The sequence below is a fragment of the Candidatus Hydrogenedentota bacterium genome, assembly GCA_012730045.1.
Classification (GTDB): domain Bacteria; phylum Hydrogenedentota; class Hydrogenedentia; order Hydrogenedentales; family CAITNO01; genus JAAYBR01.
The window spans coordinates 12829-31557 of sequence record JAAYBR010000025.1 but is presented as its reverse complement, the minus strand read 5'-3'; the positions used below and the strand labels follow the sequence as shown (position 1 = coordinate 31557).

Below are 18729 nucleotides of genomic sequence, written 5' to 3'. Positions count from 1 at the left end.
AGACGGGGGGCCGTAAAGGAAGAGGGCGCGGCAAGCAGCGCCCCTACCTGCACTTGCCTTGGGCATGCGCGATAACACCGGCGAATCCTCCTGTAGGGGCGCTGCTTGCCGCGCCCCGGGGTGCATCCGCGCCGCGCCCTTGTTTATCATGGACCCTTCCTGAAACCCGCATGCTAGGAGTCCCCGCCATGACCCCCGACGCCGCCTTTCTGCGCCCCCCGAAGTTTGAACTGCCGCCGGAGTTCCCCGGCGCGGCCTGGTATGGGGAAGAGGAGCTGGATGCGGCGCGGCGGGTGATCCTGAACCGGTCCCCGTTCCGGTATTACGGCCCCGCGTTCGGCGGCGAGGTGGCGGCCTTCGAGGGGGAGTTCGCCCGGTTCCTCGCCAGCCCGTTCGGCGGGCCCTGGCCCGAGGAGACGGACCTGCGGGTGACGGCGGTGAACTCGGGCACCGGCGCGCTGGAGGTGGCGCTGGACGCGCTCGGCGTCGGCTGCGGGGACGAGGTCGTCGTCCAGGGCTTCCTATGGATCGCTTCCATTTCCGCCATCATCCGCAACCGCGCCATCCCCGTGCTGGCGGACTCCGACGACACGCTGAACTTGGACCCGGAGGCCCTGCGCGCGAAGATCACGCCGCGCACGAAGGTCGTCATGCCCGTACCCATGCTCGGCGGCTGCGCCCGCATCGGCCGGATCATGGAGGTCGTGCGGGGGGTCAACGCGGAGCGCGCGGCGGCGGGCCTGCCCCCCGTGCGCGTGCTCGAGGACTGCGCCCAGGCCCTCGGCGCCCACGCGCGCGGTGTGCCCGGCTCGACCGCCCCGGCGGGGGCCGACGGCATCCACCGCGTCGGCACCTTCGGCGACATCGGCATCTTCAGCCTCCAGATCAACAAGAACATCACGGCGGGCGAGGGCGGCATGGTGGTCACGCGCGACCCGGACCTCGCCCGGCGCGTTGAGGCGCTGCACAACGTCGGCTACGCCAAGGACGCCGTCCCCGCGCAGAACTGGTACGGAGACGACCCGCTGGGCTGGGGGCAGGGCCGCCGCATGACGGAGCTGCAGGGCGCCCTCGCGCGCGCGCAGCTCGGCCGCGCGGACACGATCCTCGCCGCCATGCGCGCCAGCCACGACCGCATCGAGGCGCACGCGCGGGGGCTGGGCCTCGCGCCGCGCGCCCGCGCCGACGCGGAACACCCCGGCGACACGGGGTACTACTGCTGTTTCCGCCTGCCGGACACGGACGCGGACGACGCGGCGCGCGTCGCCCGGGGCCGCGCCGCCGCCGCCCTGCTCAACGAGTGGGGCCTCCGCGCGTGGTTCATGCACGACTTCGAGGTGCACGTCTACTACAACATCCAACCGCTGGTCGAGAAGTGGCCCATGAACAACGGCTGCCCGTGGGAATGCCCGCGCAACGCCTTCCACACGGCGCACGGCTACGCCCGCGGCACCCTGCCCCGCCTCGACGACGGCCTCGTGTCCACCGTCGGCATCAACATCCCCAGCTGCCTCACCCCGGAACAGGAACAGTCCATCATGGAAGTGCTCACCTACCTGCGCGGGACGCTGGGGGAGTAAAAAAGAAGAACATCAGACCGATCGGTCGGATCCGTCGGATCGGTCGGATCTTCGGACTCGCCCCCTCACTTCCTCCCCGGGAGCAGGTGCAGGTCGCCGTCCACCGTGACGTAGACGGTCTTTCCGTCCTCTGAAATCGCCGCGGCCATGTAGTCGGTGCCCTCCGGGAAGAGGTAGGTCTCCAGTTTCCGGCCCGTGGCCAGGTCCCACAGGACGGCCGGGGCGAAGGCATTCTCGTTGAATGTGAGGCAGAACTGGCCGCTCTTGTCGCAGACGCCGCGATTGGTGATCCCGCCCCAGCGGTTGCGGGTTTCGGGGAGTTCGGGGTCTATGGTGTGGAGGCGTTTCCCGGTGCGCGCGTCCCACACGCGGACAAGCTGGCCGTCGGAAAGGGTGACCACGCGGGTGTCGTTCGATGAGAACACCGCCTGCACTTCCGGCTTCCTCTTGAAGCGGTCCGTGACATTGCCGGCGATGTCCAGCGCCATGCCCTCCAGGGTGCTGAGGAAGCTGTACCCGCGCGACTGCCACCGCTCCTGGAAGCGCTGCTCCTCCGTGAAGGTCTGGAGGAGCTTGCCCGTGTCCGCGTCGAACAGCATCGCCTGGCCGCTCCCCCCCGCAAGCAGCCGCGTCCCGTCCTGGGAGAAACAGAGGCCGCTGTTCCAGAAACGGTCCTTGTCCACCGTGGAAAGGTCCATCTCCCGCATGGGGTACCCCTCGGCAAGCTCCACGACGACCAGCCGGGGATGGCTGAAGAAGGCGGCACGGCGGCTGTCAGGGGAAAACCCCGCCGGGCTGTAGTCATACTCCCGGTCCGCCGTGAGCCGCACGGGAATCTTCTTGGTGTCCACCTCGACAAGGAGTTTTCGGTTTTCCCCCTCTTGGGCGACAAGGTGGCGCCCGTCTTGGGAGAACGCCAGAGGCTGGCAGGGCATTTCCAGCAGGGGCGCGTCGTTGCCGTTTTCCTTGACGATGAGCGTCCGCCCCAGCATCCGCTGGTTGTCGTAGTCGTAGTTGTAATAACCCTGCACCCCCCGCCCGCTGTCGGCGCTGTACTGGATCCACCCGCCGCCCCGCCCCGGCGGAAAGTCCCATTCCGCCTTCAGCGCCAGGTCCGGCAGGATGAACAGCGTGCGCCGCAGCGTCTTCTGCATCGTCCCGGTTTCGAAGCAGGGAAGGTAGGGCGGATCTATCCGGGCGGGACGGCCGGGGAGGAGCCGCGTGTCGCCCAGGATGCGGCGGGGCGCGCCGCCCTCCACCAGCGGCACAAGCCACAGGGCGTTCCCGTCATCCCAGAACATCCCCCAGTCTTTGCCGTCGGAGACCCACGGGACCGCCGCAGCGCGGGGCCGCGCCCAGGGCAGGGGCACGGAGAAGAGCGGCGCGCCGTCCTCCAGCCGCGCGACCTCCACAACGGCGGTCCCCTCGCGGAAGACAAACTCGCGCGTGCCGTCGCCCGAGGGGTCGCGGTGGACCGTCTCTTCCTCGGGCTCCGGCTGCGCGCGCAGCACGGCGCCCGTTTTCGGGTCCACGATCTTGAACTGGTTCTTCACGGGATCAAGGGAGGTGTGCTCCCGCAGGAGCACGCCGCCGCCGGGCAGGACCGCCCGCACCTCGATGCGGATCGGCGAATCCACCGTGCAGCCCTGCTCGGGCTCGGAGACCCCCGGCTCCCACAGCCAGAACCGCAGGGTGGTCGGCGGCTTGTCCCCGCTGAGGCGCTCCACGATCACAAAGCGACGCCGGTCCGGCATCAGGACGAGGGAGAGGATCTTGTCTCCGGGAAGCGATATCTTGTAGGACCGGTCGGCCTCCAAATCATGGACGACGGCGCTTGTCACGTAGTCGGCCACCAGCCACCGGTCGCCGCCCGCGATCCGGGCCTCGCTCAGCCCGCCGCCGAAATAGGAGCCCCGCTGCCGCCAGACCTCCTCCCCCGTGCGGTTGTCGAGCACCACCAGGCGGCCCTCGGGATAATAGACCACCGTGCGCCGCTCGCCCGTCATGTACCCGCCGCCGTCGCGCCCCGTCGGCAGCGCATAGGTCCACCGCGCGGCGCCGGTTTCCAGGTCGTCCGCCCGCAGATACGTGCCCCGCCAATGCGTCACCACCCCCGAAACGAGGTCCACCCGGGGGATCCACATGGAGCCCCGGTACACCGGGTGCTCATGCGTCGCCACATCAATCTCGCCAACCGCCGCCCCCGCCAGCAGCATGACCAGGACCATGCCCGCGCCGCGCAATCGAAACGTGCCCATCATGAGCTCCTCTCTTTCCTCAGGCTCCAGGCTTCAGGCTCCAAGAAGAAGACTCCAGACTCCAGACTCCCACCTCCAGACTCCAGACTCCCACCTCCAGACTCCAGACTCCCACCTCCAGACTCCAGACTCCCACCTCCAGACTCACTTCCTTCCCGGCAGGAAATGCAGGTCGCCGTCAATCATGGCATAGACCGTCTTGCCGTCGTCGGCGACGGCGACCGCGCTGAGACGGCTGTCCTCCCGGAAGCGGTATTCCGCCAGCCGCTGCCCCCCCACGGTGTCCCAGAGGGAGGCCGTGCCAAAACCGTTCCAGTTGCGGGCGAGGCAGTAGTTCCCGTTGGGGCTGAGCACGATCTGGTTGTTGATCCTGCCGTTGGTGTCGCGCTCCTCCGGGAGTTTCGGGTCCACGGTGCGGACGAGCCGCCCGTCGTGAACGCTCCAGGCGCGGAGGAGCTGGTCGTCGGCGATGGTGAGGGCGAGGGTTCCGTTGTTCGCGAATCCGCAGGTGAGGTCGGGGGTCGGCTTTCTGCGGTCTGTCACACTGCCCAGGAGGTCCATCGCCACCACCCCGAGCGAGGTGAGGAATCCCCCCTGATGCTGCATGTTCCGGTGGAGGAAGCGGCGCTCCTCGGCAAAGGTGTGCAGCAGCCTGCCGCTGTCCGCGTCGAACAGGTAGGCCCGGCCCCGGGTGGCGCCCGCCAGCAGCAGGCGGCCATCGGGGGAGAAGCACAGGGCGTCCTCCTTGTACAGGTACATTCTTTCGACCCCGGGCTGGCCGGCCAGCTCCCGCGCGGCGAACCCCCCGGCGAGGTCGGTCACCGTGAGGTGGGGCATGTGGAACACCGCCACGCGGCGGCTGTCGGGCGAGAAGACCGCCGGTCCGGTACCTTGGCGCTCCTGCGGGACATAGCTGGCCGCGGTCCCGCCCGTCTCGTCCAGCAGAAAGAGGGATCCATCGTCGCCCGATGCCACCAGCCATTTGCCGTCCGGCGACAGCGCCACGGGGCTGTAAGGCTTTTCCAGCAGCGGCGTCTCCGCGCCCGAGGCCATCAGGACAAGCGCGTTCCTGTTCTGCTCGCCCTCACGCCCCACCGCGCCGAGCAGCAGGCGCCCGCTCTCCGCGCTGAGCAGCGTCCAGGTTCCCCAGAACTGCGCGGACACGCCGCATTGCCAGCGCGCCCGCTCCTCCAGGCTGTCCATGTCCAGGAGCGTGTGGACCCGTCTTCCGTCGTCGGATCTCTCGCTGCACAGCAGGTGGGGCGGGCGGATGCCGGCCACATGGCTGGGGAGAAACCGCTTGTCCCGCAGAATCCGCCGGGGGGCGCCGCCCTCCTCCACCGGCACGAGCCACAGGGCGTTCCGCCCGTCCTGGCAGACGACCCAGTCTTTGCCGGCGGAATGGAAGCAGTGCGACGGAATGCGGGCGCCCCCGGGGAGACTCATCTCGAACAGGAGGGTCCCCGCAGGCAGGTCCGTCACCCGGGCGGTGGGGGACCCCTCCTGGAACGCCACAAGGCGCGCGTTGTCCTCGGTGGTCAGGAGCTGGCGGCTGGTCTCCCGGGGCACGGCGATTTCGCGCACCCTTTCGCCCGTGCGGGGGTTAACGATGACCTGGTAGAAGTCCTGCTCCGGGCTGTCCCGCTCAAATTCCGTCACGAGGAGGTTTCCGTCGGGAAGCCCCCCCTCGACCCACGCGCTCCGTTCCGTCTCGTACACCCCCCCCTGCACCGGGTCCGCACCGCCCGGCTCCCACAGCCACAGGCGGAGCTTGGAGTTCGGCGGGTTCCCCTCCAGGAGGGACTCCGCCAGCACGGCGGTCTTGCCGTCGCCCATCCACCGGAACCAGAAGGATTTCCCGGAGGGAAGGGTCACCCGGAACCGTTTTCCAGACGCGACCCGCCACAGTTCCACCGTCTTGTCCAGATAGTGGAGCGTCACCCACTCCCCATCCGGGGAGAGGGCCGCATGGACGAGCCGCGCTCCCCCGAAGAATCCGGGCCGCCGCCCCCAGACCTCCTTCCCGTTTCCGTTGTCCCGCAGGGAAACCTCCCCCTCGGCCGACCAGACCAGCGTGCGGCGTCGGCCCACCTCCGACCCGCCCAGGGGAAGCTTCTGGTCATCCACCCCGCGCCGCACGGGAACCGTCCACCGGGCGGCGCCCGTGTCCAGGTCTTCGGCCGTGATTTGGGAGATGCCCGCCCAGAGCGCCACTCCCCCCTCCAGATCCGCCCGGATCCGCCGTGAACGCACCCCCGGGTAGACCAGATGGTCCGGGTCTGCGGGGTTCTGCACCTCCGCCGCGCCCGCCAATGCCAGCGAGACAACCGCGAAGACAACTGCCATCCGTCCAACCGCATCCTTGTTCCTAAACCCGTCCATGATCCATTCCTCCCTTTCCCCCAGGCTTCAGACTTCAGGCGTCAGGAAGAAGACTCCAGACTCCAGACTCCTCCCTCATTTGCCCTCGTTCCCAAGTTTTACTTGGGAACGGTCTTGTGGGCAAAGCTTTGCTTTGCATTCGTTCCTTTCCCTCGAGTCGCCGGCCCCATACGAAGCAATCGCGAAGCGGAGCTTCGCCGCCAAGTGCGTTCCCAAGTGAAACTTGGGAACGAGGCGGAAATCCGCCCATCATCCGTTCCTCTTTTTCCTCTTCTCTTCCTCCAGACTCCAGACTCCCACCTCCAGACTCACTTCCTTCCCGGCAGGAAATGCAGGTCGCCGTCAATCATGGCGTAGACCGTCTTGCCGTCATCGGCGACGGCGACCGCGCCGAGGCGCGCGCCTTCGGGAAAGCGGTATTCCTCGAGCCGCTGGCCGCCCACGGTGTTCCAGAGGGAGGCGATGCCGAAACCGTTCCGGTTGTAGGCGAGGCAGTAGTCCCCGTTGGGGCTGAGAAGGATCTGGTTGTTGATGCTGCCGTGCTTGTCGCGCTCCTCGGGGAGTTTCGGGTCCACGCTGCGGACGAGCCGCCTGTCGCGGACGCTCCAGGCGCGGAGTATCTGGCCGTCGGCAATCGTGAGGGCAAGCGTGCCATTGTTTGCGAAGGCGCAGGTGATCATGGGCGCGCGCTTGGCCCGGTCCGTCACCCCGCCCAGGAGGTCCTTGGCCATGCCCTCCAGCGAGGAGAGGAAGCGCTGCTGTTGCACATACCGGTCTCGGAAACGCCGCTCCTCCACGAACGTGTGCAGCAGCTTCCCGGTGTTCGCGTCGAACAGGAGGGCCTTGCCATGGGTGGTGCCCGCCAGCAGCAGGTTGCCGTCGGGGGAGAAGCACAGCGCGTTTTCCCGGTACATGTAGAGGTTCGCGGTGCCGGGCTGGCCTGTCAGCTCCCGCGCGGGGAAGCCCTCGGCGAGGTCGGTCACGGTGATGCGGGGCATGTGGAACACCGCCACGCGGCGGCCGTCGGGCGAGAAGGCCGCCGGCCCGGTGGAATAGCGCTGCTCCGAATTGTATTTGGCCAGGCTCTTGCCCGTGTCGTCCAGCAGGAAGACGGGGCCCTCGTCCCCCACCGCCGCCACCAGGTAGTTGCCGTCCCGCGAGAGCGCGATGGGGCGGTACGGCTTCTCCAGCAGCGGCACCTCCGCGCCGGAGGCCATCAGGGTGAGCGCGTGTTTGCGCTGGTTGCCCTCCTGTCCCATCGTTCCCACCAGCAGGCGTCCGCTCGTTTCGCTGAGCATGGGCGGCCAGCCCCCCGCGTTGAGCGGCATGGTGGCGTTCCAGCGGGCGCGCTCCTCCAGGGTGTCAATGGACACAAGGGTGTTGGTCTCGCTGTTGTTGCCCCGGAATTCCTGGCACAGCAGATGAGGGGGGCGGATGTTGGCCACTCGGCCGGGGAGAAAGCGTCTGTCCCCCAGAATGCGCCGGGGCGCGCCGTTTTCCTCCACCGGCACGAGCCACAGGGCGTTTTGCCGGTCCAGACCCATAAGCCAGTCCTTTTCCACCGACCGGAAGCAGACATAGGGGTAGAGCTTCAGGCCCTCCGGCGGGGTGATCTGGAACAGCGCCGCCCCCGTGGCCGCCTCCAGCACCTCCACGGCGGAGGAGACGTTGTCTATCTTCACCAGCCGCGTGCCGTCCTCTGTGCGACGTGTGGTGGCGGCCGGTTCCCGCAGGTCGCCCAGATTGCGCAGCTTTTCGCCTGTGCGGGGGTTGATCACGGTTTGGATCATCTCCCCGGCGCTCCCCGGCGTGTATTCCGTGACGACCGCGCCCCCGCCGGGAAAGGTGCCGGAGACGTGGGCATGCTTCGGCGAGTCAAACACGCAGCCCTTGACGGGGTCGGCGGTGCCGGGCTCCCAGAGCCAGAGCTGGATGCTGGTGGGGGCCTTGTTCTCCTCCGTGAGCAGTTCCGAGAGGACAACGGCCTTCCCGTCCTGCATCCAAAAGACGCCAAAGGACTTCCCGGACGGAAGCGACACCTTGAAGCACCGCCCCGAGGCCACCTCGCACAGCTCCGCCGAGGTCTTGTAGTGCAGCGTCACCCACCGGTTCCCGGCGTCCAACTGCGCGTGGGAGAGCCCTCCCCCGAAGAACCCCGCGCGCTGGCGCCAGACCTCCCCGCCCGTCCCGTTGTCCAGCAGGGAAACGGTGCCGTCCGCTGAATAGACCAGCGAGATTCGCTCGCCGAACAGGACGCCCCCCCGTTGCCGGCCCTGATCGTCCTGGCTGAGAGAGACGGGGGCGGTCCACCGCGTGGTTCCCGTCTCCAGGTCATCGGCGTAGAGATTGCCGTACTTCATGCAGAGGAACACGCCCGCGGCCAGGTCCGCGCGCATCTGCCCCCCGGGCAGGCCGGGATAGACCAGATGGTCCGGGGGCTTGGGTTTCTGCGCGTCCGCGGTTGCGGGGAAAAGCATCCCCGCCATCACGGCGGCGCACAGCACGCCGCCCCACACACCCGTTGTCCGCATGGGACGCCCTCCTTGGATGGGCTCCATCATACACCGGGGGCCAAAAGAGCGCAACGGGGAAACGCGGGAAGAGGGACGATATGGACGACATGGACAGCATGGACGAAGACGGTGGCGGGCCTTCCGTGGGCTTGTGTCCATTCCGTCCATCCAGTCCATATTGTCCATGTCCGTCCGGTGTTGGCGCCCCTCTCTGGTTCCCCGCGCGGCAGCCCTGCTATACTTTTCCCGGCGCGCGGGGAGGGCTTTTCCGCGCCGGACACAGGAGACGCTCATGCCTTTCAACGCATTGGAACAGGAGATCGTGGCGGAGATGCTGGCGCGGCGGCCGGACCTCGCCCCGATGACGGGCGCGCTGGAATCGGTCCACGACGCCCTCGTGCGCTGCTATGACGGCGGCGGCACGCTCTACACTGCGGGCAACGGCGGGTCCCACGCGGACGCGGTCCACATTGTCGGCGAACTCTGCAAGAGCTTCGAGCGGAGGCGCACGCTGGACCCCGCCTTTGCGGCGGCGCTGGACGGCCTGCCTTTCGGGGAGGAGCTGCGCGCCCATCTCGAGGCGGGCCTGCGCGGCGTGACCCTCGGCCTGAACTCGGCCCTCAAGACCGCCGTGGAAAACGACTCGCCCCTGCGCGATGTGGCCTTCGCCCAGGAGCTCAACGCCCTCATGCGCCCCGGCGATGTCCTGCTGGTGCTCTCCACCAGCGGCAACGCGCCGAACTGCCGCATGGCCGTCAGTGTGGCGAAGGCGAAGGGCGGCGTCTCGGTGGCCATGACGGGGCCCAAGGGCGGCTATCTGGCGGCGGAGGCGGACATCGCGGTCAAAGCCCCGGGCGACTCGACCAAGGCCATACAGGAGGCCCACGCGACGCTGTGGCACACGGTCTGCTGCCTCATCGAGGCGCACTACTTCCCGGAGAAGCGCTGCTAGGGCGGGAATGCGCCCCGGCGCGGGCATGTTGACAAAGACGGGCACGGGGCGGTACAATTAGAGAAATTTTTCTCTATAACACAAGGAGGTTGCACCATGGCGGCTGGAAAACGGTTCAAGATCGCGGTCATCGGCGCGGGCAACGTGGGCGCCTCGGCGGCGCAGTACTGCCTGGAACTGGAGCTCGGCGACGTCGTGCTCACGGACATCGTGGAGGGGCTGCCGCAGGGCAAGGCCCTCGACCTGACCGAGGCCGGCCCGATCCGCGGGTACAGCGGCGTGTGCACCGGCACGAACGACTACGCCGACATCGCCGGGTCCGACGTGGTGGTGGTGACGGCGGGGCTGCCGCGCAAGCCGGGCATGACCCGCCTCGACCTGCTGGAGAAGAACGCCCGCATCCTCAACGCGGTCTGCGACAGCATCAAGACCCACGCGCCGGACTCCGTGGTGATCATCGTGACCAACCCGCTGGACGTGATGGTGTACCTGGCGTGGAAGCGCCTGGGCTTCCCGGCCAGCCGCGTCCTGGGCATGGCGGGCTGCCTCGACAGCGCGCGCATGCGCTCGTTTGTCGCCATGGAGCTCGGCGTCAGCATGAAGAACGTGGACACCATGGTCCTCGGCTCCCACGGCGACGACATGGTTCCCCTGCCGCAGTACACCACCGTGTCCGGCATCCCCATCACGAAGCTCCTGCCGCAGGACCGCATTGACGCCATCGTCGAGCGCACCCGCAAGGGCGGCGGCGAGATCGTGGCGCTGCTCAAGACCGGCAGCGCCTACTACGCCCCCGCCGCCAGCGCCGTGCGCATGGTCCAGTCCATCCTCCGCGACGAGCGCCAGCTCCTGCCCTGCGCCGCCCTCCTCAGCGGCGAGTACGGCCTCAGCGACATCTACATGGGCGTCCCCTGCTTCCTGGGGATGAACGGCGTGGAGAAGGTGCTGGAGCTGGACATTTCCAACGCCGACCGCGCGTCCCTGCACCGCTCCGCGGGCGAGGTCCGCACGGGCATAGACGGCCTCAAAGAACTCGGCCTGCTCTAAGAACAGGCCGTGCGGCGGCCCGCGCATCGGACTCTTCCCGGATACTCTGCGCCCTTTGCGCTCTCCGCGCCTCTGCGTTGAGTCTGCCTCTATCCGCCCATGACTTTGGCGAGTTCGGCGGGGCTGTTCTTCGCGGCCTGCTTCAGGGCGGCAACGCGGGCGAGCATGTCGGGGAGGAGGGTTTCCCGGTGGTCGCGCAGGTGGGCGCAGCGCCCGAGCAGCCCGTCGGCGGAGTATCCCCCGTCCAGCTCGATCACCAGGTCCTCCAGGCCGGCCATCTGCATGAAATGCCGGACCTTGGGGGCGTAGTTGAGGGCGATGCACGGCGTGCCTGCGGCGAAGGCGAGGATCTGGCAGTGGAGCCGCATGCCGACCATGAACTCTGACATCCCCATGACGGCCATCAGCTCGCGGTGGTCGAAGTCGCGGCACTTGTAGAGGACCGCGCGGCCCGGCCGGTCAATCCGCCGCAGGACCGACTCCATGACGGCGTCGTCCATGCGGTGGGTGGAGATGAGGGCGGCGCCGAGGTTCCACTCGTCCACCAGCCGCCGCACGGCGGCCGCCGTCTCCGCCTCGAACCGCTCCCGCGTGAGCGTCTTCCCTGCGGCGTCCTGGGTCCATCCGCCGACATAGGCGTTGAGGTTCACCGTGGCGAAGGGGCCCTCCCCGAGGTCCTGCCGCACGCGCTCCCGCATGCGGGCGGCGGCCTCCTCCGGCACGCGCTGGTTGAGGGCCGGGTCGGCGGCCATGACGGGCGTCACGGCGGCGCCGAGATCCCGCATGATGGGGATGGAATTCTCCTCGCGCAACGTGATGCCGTCGGCAAGGTTGAGCAGGTAGCGCACCACGGCGCGGCCCTTGAGCGTGTTGACGGGGCCGACGCCCACACCGTAGAAGAACACCTTTTTGCCCGTGAGTTTTGCGAGGGGCAGGGCGATCAGCAGGGAGGTCAGGAAGTTGTAGAGCGGGTTCCAGAACCGGATGTCGAAAAGCATGGCCGCCGTCACGATCACCGCGTCGCTGCGCAGGACGGACAGGGCCAGCGGCAGCCCGAACAGCTTCACGCTCAGGTTCCAGGGCATGCAGGGCACGGGCACCATCGGAAGATCGGAATAGGTGTTCCGGATGAACGCGGGGTTGAGTGTCGGCACTTCGCACACCGCATCGGGAAAGGTCTCGACAATCCCCCGCGCCACGTTTTCAAGAATGGCGCAGTCGCCCGCGTTGCGGCCGCTGTAGGAGCCGATGATGCAGAATCTCGCCATGGCACTAACCTGCTTTCCGTGGTTGTTCCGGGCAATGCGCCCGGGCAGGGGGGCGCGGGGCCGCCGCGTCCACCAGTGTAAGGGGGCATGGGCTCCCCAGACAACAGGCGGGACTTATTTTACGCCGTGAATGCAGAACATCACCGAGAGCAGTCCGCCGAGGGGCATTCGGCCGAGCAGCCAGTCCACGCGGTCATACAGGGGCGCCAGCGCGCGGGGGCGGTTGGGCGTGTAGATCAGGGGCTCCGCAGAGGCCTCAGCCACATTCATGGCGCGCAGGCAGCGCAGGATGCGCCCCCGGGTGGTCCGCATTGTCCCCGCCTCCACCTTCGGGTTGCGCAGGTATCCCATGAGCTGCGCCGGATAGAACCGTTTTGGCTCCAGAAAACAGAAGCGGCCGCCCGGCTTCAGCACGCGCAGCAGTTCTCGCACCCCGTCCAGCGGCTCCACCAGATGATGCAGCGCCGCGACGCAGAAAACGGCGTCAAAGGACTCTTCCTGAAAGGGGAGCGATGTGGCGTCTGCGGCGGCGAACAGGCTGCCCTGAAGCTTGGGGCTGTTCTTCTGCACAAACTTGAGCAGTTCGGGGGAGATATCCAGCCCGGCACAGGCGGCTCCGGCATCAACAACGGCCTCGGCATGGCTGCCCAGGCCGATGCCGAACTCCAGCACCGTCCGGGCCGCGCCCCCCGGCGCAAGGCGGAGATGGCGCAGGACGGCCCCGCATTTGTGCTGGTGGTTGCGGCCGCGCGAGCGGGACGACAGGCGGCCGCCCCCGCCGCAGGCCATGGCATCGTAATAAGCGATGTTCTCCTGCGCCGTGCCGGCAAGATGCGGCGGAAGCGCCGTCAATAGTCCGTTCGAGGACACCGTCATGCGGAATCCACACGCGCCGCACTGGAAGGTCGAGACGCCGTCCTCGTCGGACCCGGCGGTCGGCCGCTCCGGCGCGGGGCACACGGGGCACTTTAGACGCGTCCGGACGATGTCTTCAAGGAGTGGATGCATCAATCCTGGGGGACTCCATGTTGTTCTTCTGGGCGGTCTCCGCGGCGGCGAAAACCCGCCGCAACTGAACCCAGCAGAGGATAACATAAGGCAGGTAGGCCAACGATGTGGCCGTGGCCGCTCCCGCCGCGCCGAAGTTCGGAATTAACACGAGGTTCAGGACGACGTTCAAGAGGACGGAAAGAGCGAGATATCCCACCCGGATCCATGCCTGGCCCCGGTAATCCAGGATGCCCGTGTACACGCGTGACACGCTCATGTAGAAGACGAAAGGCACAAGAAGCTGCATGGGCATGCCTGACCCGGCGAATTCGGCGCCGAAAATGAGCGGCATGATCTTTCCCGCAAAGAGCAGAATGGCGACACAGCCCACGGAGTAAAAGGCCACGGCGATGCAGAGGAGCCGGTTCAGCAGCGGGCGAAGGGACGGCAGGTCCTCTTCCTTTGTCCGGGCGAAGACCTGGAGGGTGCTCATGGCCAGCAGCACGCCGCCGTGCATCATGCGCGCCGAAATTTCCTTGGCCGGGGCGAAAAGGCCCACCTCCGCGTCCGAGGTAAGCCGGCCCAGCATCAGAACGTCGAGCTCGACGGACACCGCGGCGCCGAGGTTTGACAGGAACATTGGGGCGGCATAGACAATCATGGAAAGGATCGAGAAACCCCGCAGGGTGTAGCCGCCCGCCGGGTGAATGAAGCGGCGGTCCAGCACAAGAAAGGACACGGCGGCACACAGCGCCGTGGCGATGATGAAGGCCGTGACGGCGGCCCAGGGCTGCGGGAAGGCCCAGACCAGGGTCACGATCAGGACGAGGCGCAGCGCGTAGTCCAGGAAGCCCGTGGTGAAGGTGAAGCGGAGGCGGTGAAGCCCCTCAAAGACCAGTTTGAAGAAGTCCGTGGCGCTCTGGGTGAACACCAGCAGCGCGCCAAGCCGGAACAGCAGGACGAAATCGGGGCGGTCCATCAGCGCGCAGAGCGGCCCGGCCAGCGCCAACAGCCCGAGCGCGAAGAGGGAAGACGAGATTACCTGCAGGAGCAGCCCCGCCGTGACGGGCGGGCGGATGTCGCCGCCGAGGGCACGGGCCGTAAACACGCGGGCCGAATCACTAACCCCCAGACGCGATGCAAGATAGACCACACTGAAGGCGGCGTAAAAGTAGGACCATGCGCCGAAGGCCTCGCGGCCCAGAATGCGCGCCAGCGCGGCGTTGATGAGCAGGAAGAAGACCAGCGTGCTGCCCTTGGACAGGGCGGCCCACACGGTTTCCTTGGTCAGTTTTCCGGCCTTCATCACGCGCACTCCCCGCCGCGTTCGCGTCTTTGCGTCAGGGAAGAAGGCGGAGTTAACGCAAAGGCGCGGAGGCGCGAAGGAAGAAGCCCTTCTAACAACAGCGCCACGCTGCCAAGTGAGCAAGGAGCGTGTCGGGACGGCCCCCCGCCTGGGAACGCCAATCTCCCGATGGGCATCCCGGAGGGATACAGGATATTAGCCGGTGGTTGAGCGCAGGCGATACCACCGGACAGCGGACCCTTCCCCCCATTTCTTTCGAACCCCGGATGGGGTTCAGGACGCGTCGGTTCCCCCAGATCCAGAGTCCTGCACCCCTGCCGGGGTACCGACAACGGGATGAGGCCCCCTTTTCCGGTGGTATCGCTTGCGCTCAACCACCGGCTAATGTCCCTCACCCCTCCGGGGTGAAGAAAAACCGTTGGCCATGGTCCACATCGCATCCATGACTTCATCGGTAGAATCCCCACCTCGGGCGGTGTGGGGCCCGCAAAGTCCCCCGTCACCCCCGCGAAGGCGGGGGTCCATGCCTTCGGCGCGGGGCGCACCCCCCCGCCCCGGGATGGGTTCCCGCTTTCGTGGGAACGACGGGCGGCGTGCGTGTCTGTGTGTTGGTTCACGTTGTCTGACTCTGCTGCGGGTCTTTCCCGGAGGGGTGTTTCAGGAGCCCTTCCATGAGTTCGACGTAGCGCTCCACCACCCGGTCAATGTGGTGTTCCCGGATGCGCTCGCGGTTGAGGGCGCCCATTTTCCGGCGCAGGTCCGCGTCCGCCGCCAGCGTGTCCAGATGCCGCGCGAGGGTCTCCGTGTCGCCGGGGGCGCTCAGGAGCGCGTTGTCGCCGTGGAAGAGGAAGTCGGTCTGCCCGCCGACGTTGGTGGTGGCCACGGGCAGGCCGCAGTGCATGGCCTCCTGGAACACGATGCCGAAGCCCTCGTGCTGCGAGGCCAGGGCGAAGAAGTCGGCCGCGGCGAGGAGCCGGTACTTCTCCTCCTCCGTCACCTGGCCGAAGAAGCGCACGCGTTCAGCAATGCCCAGCTCGCGGCAGAGCGCCTCCAGCGCGCCGCGCTCGGGGCCGTCTCCGGCAATCAGCAGCCGCAGTCCCGGCGTGACGCAGCGGGCGAAGGCCCGCAGCAGATCCGGGTACGCCTTGCGCGCGACGAGGCGGCTCACCGCCACCGCATAGACGGCGTTCTCCTCCAGCCCCAGCTCCGCGCGGGGGACGGAGGCAATGTCGGGGGGGCGAAAGCCGAGCGGAATGCGCGACACGGGGCGTTTGGGGTGATAGATGCCCTCAACGCGGGCGCGCGTGTCCTCCGACTGCGCGACGATCACCGAGGCCCGGTTGAGCACCGTCTTCACCGCCAGTTTGAGCGCAGGGTGCCGGTGGGGGGAGTACTTCTTGCTCGGGTCGTAAATGTCGCCGCCGTGGACCGACAGGACGTTCGGCCTGCGCCAAAGCGCGGACAGAATACAGCCCGCCGGGCCGGTGGGAATGGCAAAATGCGTGTTAAGGACGTCGTAGTCCCCGCCGCGCCGCAGGGCGAGGGCGCGGCGCACGGCGGCCTGCGGATAGGTCAGCATGGAGATGATCGAGGCGGTTTGGTAGTCCTTGCGCCCGGCGACGGGCTCGCGGAAGATGCGGACCCCCTCCAGAGTCTCCTCGCGCGGCAGGCCCGCGAAGTGCGACGTGATGACGTCCACCGCGTGCCCCGCTCGGACAAAGCCCTCCGCCAACTTGGCCGAGGCGACCCCGCCGCCGCCACCCAGGGGCGGGTACTCGTAGTTCAGCATCAGTATCCGCATGCCGTCACTCCGTCCCGATTTTTTCGCGGACCGTGTAGATGGTCTTCTTCTGGCTCTCGTAGTAGGTGCGGATGCTGATCTCGCCGAGGAGGCCCATGCTGATGAACTGCATGCCCATGAGGAAGAAGAGCAGGCAGACCAGGGCCCAGCCGTTCCGGTTCACGCTGAGGTGGTAAAACAGCTTGTCCCAGACCGTCATGAGCCCGGCGAAGAAGCCGATCCCCAGGGAGACCGCGCCCCACTTGCCGAAGACCTGCATGGGCTTGGTGGAGTAGGACATGAGGAACTTGACGGTGATCAGGTCGAGGATGACCCGGATGGTGCGGCCGATGCCGTACTTCGACGCGCCAAACTGCCGGCTGCGGTGGTTCACGGGGATTTCCGCCACCCGCGCGCCGGCCCAGCTCGCCAGCGCGGGCAGGAAGCGGTGCAGCTCGCCGTAGAAGTTCATGTGCTCCGTCACGTCGCGGGTGTAGGCCTTGAGCGTGCAGCCGTAGTCGTGGATGCGCACCCCCGTGATCCACCCGATCAGCCGGTTCGCGACCAGGGAGGGGAGCTTGCGCGACAGCGCCTTGTCCTGGCGGTTGGCCCGCCAGCCGCTGACCACGTCGTAGCCCTCGTCCAGCTTCGCCAGCAGCAGCCCGATGTCCGCCGGGTCGTTCTGGAGGTCCGCGTCCATCGGCACGATCACCCCGTGGCGCGCGGCGTCGAAGCCCGCGGCCATCGCCGCCGTCTGGCCGAAATTGCGCCGCAGGACAATCACCCGCACATGGGCCGGGTCCGCCGCGTGCAGTTCCCGGCACACCTCCACCGAGCGGTCGCGGCTGCCGTCGTCCACCAGGATAATCTCGTAGTCCGCCACGGCCGGGGTCTTTTCCATGGCGGCCGTGATCTCCGCGTGCAGCGGGCGGAGGGACTCCTCCTCGTTGTACACGGGCACCACGATTGAAACGCTTCGCTTGCCTTCAGTCATTGCTCACCCTTCTTCCGGGGCCGGGGGAGGGGCCTCCGCTCCGCGCCCGCCGTCCTGAAAACCTGTCGGGGACTGAGTATACATGCCCCGAACCTCCCCCCGCGACCCTAAAAATGCGGACGCCGCGCCGCACCCGGACACCCCTTCCCGGCGCTGGACAGGGGATTCCCCATGCCCCGGCGGGAAACGGGGGACGGTGCGGTTTTCGGGTGTCAGGCGGAGGGGAGGGCCTGGAACCGGCTTTCCACCATCTCGATGCGCCGGACCAGGAACTCCATGAGCTTGGCGTGGAGCCCCTTGCTGGCCGCCGCCACCAGGGATAGATGGTTCGACGCCGTGCTGTCCAGCAGCAGGACGTCGTTGAAGTTCTTTCCATAGGCGTCGGTGACCACGCAGCCGGCCTCCTGGGCCACCAGCAGGGCGGCGGCCAGGTCGTAGGGCGCAATGCCGATCACCCGTCCCTGCCCGGCGTTCTCGAAAAGCCGCTGGACCTTCTCCGGAATGTCGCGGTAGTACCGGTTGGCGATGTCCACGCAGGCGTCCAACTGGTTGGTCAGCAGGCGCGTCAGGCTGTAGGCCGTGCTGTTGCAGGCGAAAAAGCCCCCCTCCAGACTGGAATGGTCTATCAGGCGCGCCACGGTGGGGAAGACCAGCTCGGCGGGCCGCCCCGGCACGGTCATGGACCAGATCATGGTCCGCAGTTCCGTGTTGACCGAGAGTTTCGGACGGCGGGGCTGGCTTCCGGCGGTGATTTTCACCCCCTTGCCGCGCTCCGCCTGGAAGCAGCGGTCCCCCAGCAGCTCCAGCACGACGGCACTGTCCACGTCGGCCATGGTGGGCCGCTCGATGACCCGCGTGCTCGCCACGGCCACCACGCAGCCCTCAAAGCCGCTCTTGGCCGCCCGGCTCCCGTCTATGGGGTCCACCACCAGCAGGTGCTTGGGCTTTTCGGAGGTGAAGGTGGAGTACCCGGCATCCTCGGAATAGTAGGCGACGGGCTGTCCGGCCCGCTTCAGGAAGTTCAGCAGCGCCTTTTCGGCGATCTTGTCCAACTGGAAGGTCACATCCCCGCTTTCGGCGTGGCTGACCACCTCGCGGCCCCGTACCGCGCGCGCCGACTCCTCCACGGCCTCCTTGATCGTCTGCGCCAGTTCCACCAGGAAAGCGACCGGGATGGGAGGAACCATTTTCTCTTTTCGTGCGGGGGCCGGCGCCTTTTCCTTAACGGGGGCGGTCACCGGTTTCGGGGGAGGGGAAACGGGCTTCGCGGGCTTTGGCACCGGTTTTTCAGCGACTTTGGGGGCTTTTTCGGGTCTTATCGGGGCTTTTGCCGCCTGTTTCGCGGGAATCTTGGCCACTACTTTCGTCTGGACGACGGGCTTCTTGGGAACCGCAGCCGGCTTTTTCTTGGCCGGGAGGGCGGCCTTGGCCTTCACGGCGACCGCCTTCTGTTTCTTGGCCGGGAGGGCGGCCTTGGCCTTCACGGCGACCGCCTTCTGCTTCTTGGCCGGGGGGGCGGCCTTGGCCTTCACGGCGACCGCCTTCTGCTTCTTGGCCGGGGGGGCGGTCTTGGCCTTCACAGCGACCGCCTTCTGCTTCTTGGCCGGGAGGGCGGCCTTCTTGGGAGCCGCAACGATACTCTTCTTTTTCTGTGCCACG

The 18729-nt window shown here is 67.6% G+C and carries 12 protein-coding genes; 3 read left to right on the top strand and 9 right to left on the bottom strand.

The genetic code is table 11. The features are described 5' to 3' along the window. The first annotated feature begins 188 nt into the window (after positions 1-188). On the top strand, positions 189-1580 hold the full coding sequence (locus GXY15_02160; protein ID NLV40016.1) for a hypothetical protein: 1392 nt from the start codon (positions 189-191) through the stop codon (positions 1578-1580). A 65-nt stretch (positions 1581-1645) separates the two neighbouring features. Here GXY15_02160 and GXY15_02155 read toward each other — a convergent pair whose 3' ends face one another. From GXY15_02155 to GXY15_02145, 3 genes are all read right to left on the bottom strand, one after another. Further along, positions 1646-3841, bottom strand: a complete 2196-nt coding sequence (locus GXY15_02155; protein NLV40015.1) for a PQQ-binding-like beta-propeller repeat protein — start codon at positions 3839-3841, stop codon at positions 1646-1648. Between the two features lie 141 nt (positions 3842-3982). Next, positions 3983-6184 carry a WD40 repeat domain-containing protein gene (locus tag GXY15_02150; GenBank protein ID NLV40014.1) on the bottom strand — a complete coding sequence of 734 codons (2202 nt, stop codon included), beginning with the start codon at positions 6182-6184 and terminating at the stop codon, positions 3983-3985. 344 nt (positions 6185-6528) lie between these two features. Continuing rightward, a complete protein-coding gene (locus tag GXY15_02145) occupies positions 6529-8751 on the bottom strand; it encodes a PQQ-binding-like beta-propeller repeat protein (GenBank protein ID NLV40013.1) in 2223 nt (740 codons plus the stop codon). 274 nt (positions 8752-9025) lie between these two features. Here GXY15_02145 and GXY15_02140 point away from each other — a divergent pair, with 274 nt between their 5' ends. Both GXY15_02140 and mdh read left to right on the top strand, forming a co-directional pair. Beyond that, positions 9026-9685 carry an SIS domain-containing protein gene (locus GXY15_02140; GenBank protein NLV40012.1) on the top strand — a complete coding sequence of 220 codons (660 nt, stop codon included), beginning with the start codon at positions 9026-9028 and terminating at the stop codon, positions 9683-9685. A gap of 96 nt (positions 9686-9781) precedes the next feature. After that, entirely contained in the window at positions 9782-10732 is a 951-nt protein-coding gene (mdh, locus tag GXY15_02135) for a malate dehydrogenase (protein ID NLV40011.1), read from the top strand. 89 nt (positions 10733-10821) lie between these two features. Here the strand turns inward: mdh and GXY15_02130 are convergent, their stop codons facing one another. The 6 genes from GXY15_02130 to GXY15_02105 form a co-directional block, all read right to left on the bottom strand. Beyond that, positions 10822-12000, bottom strand: a complete 1179-nt coding sequence (locus GXY15_02130) for a hypothetical protein (GenBank protein NLV40010.1) — start codon at positions 11998-12000, stop codon at positions 10822-10824. A 114-nt stretch (positions 12001-12114) separates the two neighbouring features. Beyond that, positions 12115-13011 carry a class I SAM-dependent methyltransferase gene (locus tag GXY15_02125; protein NLV40009.1) on the bottom strand — a complete coding sequence of 299 codons (897 nt, stop codon included), beginning with the start codon at positions 13009-13011 and terminating at the stop codon, positions 12115-12117. Continuing rightward, complete coding sequence (locus tag GXY15_02120; protein NLV40008.1) at positions 12992-14296, bottom strand: oligosaccharide flippase family protein; 1305 nt, start codon at positions 14294-14296, stop codon at positions 12992-12994. Before GXY15_02120 ends, GXY15_02125 begins: the two co-directional genes overlap by 20 nt. A 613-nt stretch (positions 14297-14909) precedes the next feature. Continuing rightward, entirely contained in the window at positions 14910-16097 is a 1188-nt protein-coding gene (locus tag GXY15_02115; GenBank protein NLV40007.1) for a glycosyltransferase family 4 protein, read from the bottom strand. A gap of 4 nt (positions 16098-16101) precedes the next feature. Beyond that, the gene (locus GXY15_02110) at positions 16102-17070 is read right to left on the bottom strand and encodes a glycosyltransferase family 2 protein (GenBank protein NLV40006.1); all 969 of its coding nucleotides are present in this window, start codon (positions 17068-17070) and stop codon (positions 16102-16104) included. 212 nt (positions 17071-17282) lie between these two features. Further along, positions 17283-18728 (bottom strand): hypothetical protein, encoded by a 1446-nt coding sequence (locus GXY15_02105; protein ID NLV40005.1) that lies wholly within the window; start codon positions 18726-18728, stop codon positions 17283-17285. Between the last annotated feature and the right edge of the window lies 1 nt (position 18729).